This is a genomic window from Mesorhizobium sp. M4A.F.Ca.ET.050.02.1.1, from assembly GCF_003997725.1.
In the GTDB taxonomy this organism is placed as follows: Bacteria; Pseudomonadota; Alphaproteobacteria; order Rhizobiales; family Rhizobiaceae; genus Mesorhizobium.
In genome coordinates this window covers 1-3,491 of the sequence record NZ_RZSG01000646.1, presented here as the reverse complement: position 1 = coordinate 3,491, position 3,491 = coordinate 1, and the positions used below count along the sequence as shown (strand labels likewise).

Below are 3,491 nucleotides of genomic sequence, written 5' to 3'. Positions count from 1 at the left end.
GTCTCGGGCGGGGCGGTCTCGGCGGCCGCGTCGATACGCATTGGCTCGAACGCTACGGCAATGCGATCATGCTTTCGGTCGTGGGCGGCGTTTCAGAATACCTGTCCTCACTCGCCGACAGCGGCAGCGACAGCCAGCAACGGCAGGTGACGACCGTTGATCCCGTTACCGGGCAGACGGTCACCACCACCTATGGCGGCTCCGGTTCACAACGCGATGCCCGCGGCATCGCCTTCGACAAATCCTCGACGGCGCTGCAGCAGCTGGCACAAGAGGCATTCCGCGACACACAGAACATCCCGCCGACGATCTACGTCGACCAGGGCACGCCGATCGTCGTGTTCGTTCGCCGGGATCTCGATTTTTCCGAGCTCTATGCAGATCCGGTAGAAGAGGAGCTGGCGCGACTGAAGCGCGGCGGCAAGCCGGCAAAGGCGGTCGATCCGACGCCGCTCTCTGTCACGCCGACGTCTGAGGCTGGGCCCTATGATCCAGGCTACGGGACTCCGGCCCGATGAATGTGCAGCCTGCGTCGAACCCCTGGGCGCGCGCACCGGTGCTGCGCGCCGAACTGGAACCGATCTGGCCCTATATGGAGGAAGAATCGGTTTCCGAAATCGCCGTCAACCGACCCGGCGAAGTTTTTATTGAGCGCCTGGGTGCAAAGGAGATGGAGCACCTCGTCAAACGCGAGCTCACCAGAAACTGGATTCGCTCGGTCTCAGTTGGCGTCGCTTCGGCCACCAACCAGGTCGTCAACGAAGTCACGCCGGTCTTGTCGGCCGCTCTCCCCTCGGGCGAACGTTTTCAATGCGTGCTCCCGCCGGCGGCACCAGATGGCGGCGCGATCTCCATCCGCAAGCAGGTCATCATGGACATGACGCTTGGCGACTACGCAAAAATGGGCGCCTTCGAACAGACCGAGATGGGCAGTGGCCTCGCGCTCTCCGCTGAAGAAAAGCAGCTCGCCGAGATGCTCAACGACACCTCGCCGTTGGAATTTCTGCAATATGCGGTTCGCAATCGGATTTCTCTCATTGTCTCCGGCGGCACGTCGACCGGCAAGACAACCTTCCTCAATGCGTTGTTGAAGATCATCCCCTCCCATGAGCGCATCATAACCATCGAGGATACGCGCGAACTCAAGCCGGCGACGTCGAACACGGTGACGCTGCTTGCCTCGAAAGGTGACCAAGGCCTTGCCAGGGTCACGCCGCAACAGCTGCTCGAGGCGTCGCTGCGTATGCGCCCCGACCGGCTGCTGCTCGGCGAGCTGCGCGGTGCCGAGACATTTTCCTTCCTGCAAGCCATCAACACCGGCCATCCCGGTTCGCTTACAACCGTTCATGCCAACTCGGCCCGCTCGGCCTATGAGCGTCTGGCCCTCATGGTCATGCAAAGCAATGTCGGGCTCTCTCGTAGCGAGATCCTTGACTATCTGCGCGAGGTGATCCCGGTCGTCGTGCAGATGGTGCGCGGCGATGGCGGACGCCGATCGATCAGCGAAATCAAGTTCACGAAGGCTGAGACGATCTGACAGGGGCGCATTATGGAAAAGATCGCCGGCAGGATCTTCCTGGCTTTGATGGCAATGGCGCTGGGCGCGTTGCTTTTTGTGGTCGCTTATGCCGCCACCGACTGGTACAGGACCGGATCGCATTTTCTCGTCGACAGCCTCAATGCGGACCCGCGACGAGTCTTCGGTTACGCCTGGACGGACCTCAAAGCCGGAAGCTTTGCGAAGCTTCAATATGCCGGCGCTGCGGCCGCTTTCGGCTTCGTCCTGCCGCTCGTCATCGCATTCTTGATGAGGCCACCGAAGCGCAACGACGCAAAATTCATGTCGATGGCGGACGTTCGCCGGGCTGGCCTGCTGAGGCCGAGGGGCATCTTCATCGGACGCGCCGGCGGCAGACTGGTCAACGTCTTTGCCCCGCACCGCGATCGGCGCACTGGCAAATTGCGCCTGACGCGCCCGAGAGTTCGCGGCGGCAAGAAACTTTGGATCGACGGCGATGACGTCGGCGGCTTCGTCATTGGACCGCCAAGATCGGGCAAAGGCGCGGCGCTGATTATCCCCAACGCGCTGATGTGGCCACATTCGCTTGTCGTGCTTGATCTTCGCGGCGAGACCTATGAAGCCACGGCCGGCCATCGGGCCACCTTCAGCCAGGTCGTCCGCTTCGCGCCGGCCGACCGGGACGGCAACACCGCTCTTTATAATCCGATGGATTTTATTTCGCTCGATTCGGCGCAGCGGGATATCGACCTGCGCAACATGGCGGCCGCGCTCTTTCCGCGGCCGCCTGCGAACGCCGACCCCTATTGGGTCAACGATGCTCGCCTCCTCTTCACCGGCATTGCCTCCTACGTCATGGAGTCCCCGCAGATCGCCGACGAAAACCGCAGCTTCGCCACCATCCTCAAGATCATGAACGGCGCCGACCAGCCGATTTTGGAGTTCCTTGCGAGCTTGCGCGACAACCGCCGGCATGAAGTATCCGATTTCACGCTGCAGACACTTCTGCCCTACGCGGACATGGCGGAGAAGCAGTTTTCCGGTCTCTATGCTGGCGTGCGCACCTGCATGGCGCCGTTCCTGAACGAACGGCTGATGCGGGCCACTGCGCGGAGCTCCTTCGACATCCGAAATCTCAAGAGCGAGCGGGTCTCGCTCTATCTCGATTTCCGGCGCGAGCAGATGGCGTCCCTCGGCCCGCTTTTCAATGTGCTCATCACGCAGATGATGAACTTCATGTCGGAATCCATGCCGCGCCCCGGCGAGCACCAGGTGCTTGTCCTGCTCGATGAATTTCAGAATCTCGGTAAGCTTGAGAAGGTCACGGACATGGCGACCGTCCTTGGCGGCCACGGCGTGCCGATGTGGTTTTTCGTGCAGTCCTTGAAATCCGTCGACGAGATCTATCGCAAGGAAAGCCGCGAAACGCTGATCAACGCTGCCCGGGTCCAGATCTTCTTCGGCGCCCAGGAGACCGACGATCTGCGCTACGTCTCCGAGCAGATAGGCGAAACGTCAGAACCGCAGAAGGACGTCACCAGGACGCAAGCGAGCCTTTTCGACACCTATTACACGCGCTCCGTTCACAGCAGGCAAGTGCGTCGTCCGCTCATGCGGCCGGACGAGATCCGCACCATGGACAAGAGCAAGGTCGTCATTCTGCCGCGCGGCGAAAACGCAATCCTTGCGACCCGGAATTTCTATTTCGCTGATCGGGAACTCTCCAAGCGGGCTTTCATGCCGCTCCCGGAAAGGATGAACGCTAAGCGCGCCAAACCCCTCGCTGCCGCCGCTCCCCTCCCCTCCCCGTCCGTCCAGTCGATCGTGCCGACTGGGCCACGCTACTGCTCCGGCATCACGCACTCGCGGCTGCAGCGAGGTGCGACGTTCGCTGCAAAGGTTGGGCGTGCCGAGCCGCCAGTCGCTCGCCGTCGCCTGTCCGCCTCGCAAAGGGCAGCCGGGCCTGAGGCGA

At 61.9% G+C, this 3,491-nt stretch carries 3 protein-coding genes; all 3 read left to right on the top strand.

All coding sequences use genetic code 11. From position 1 onward, the window contains the following. Positions 1-518 (top strand): TrbI/VirB10 family protein (locus tag EOA33_RS28645; RefSeq protein WP_281033570.1); only part of this gene is annotated, 518 nt, incomplete at its 5' end. Beyond that, positions 515-1,537 (top strand): P-type DNA transfer ATPase VirB11, encoded by a 1,023-nt coding sequence (virB11, locus tag EOA33_RS28640; protein ID WP_127407170.1) that lies wholly within the window; start codon positions 515-517, stop codon positions 1,535-1,537. The genes EOA33_RS28645 and virB11, both read left to right, overlap by 4 nt. A 12-nt stretch (positions 1,538-1,549) precedes the next feature. Next, positions 1,550-3,491 (top strand): type IV secretory system conjugative DNA transfer family protein (locus EOA33_RS28635; protein WP_145989328.1); only part of this gene is annotated, 1,942 nt, incomplete at its 3' end.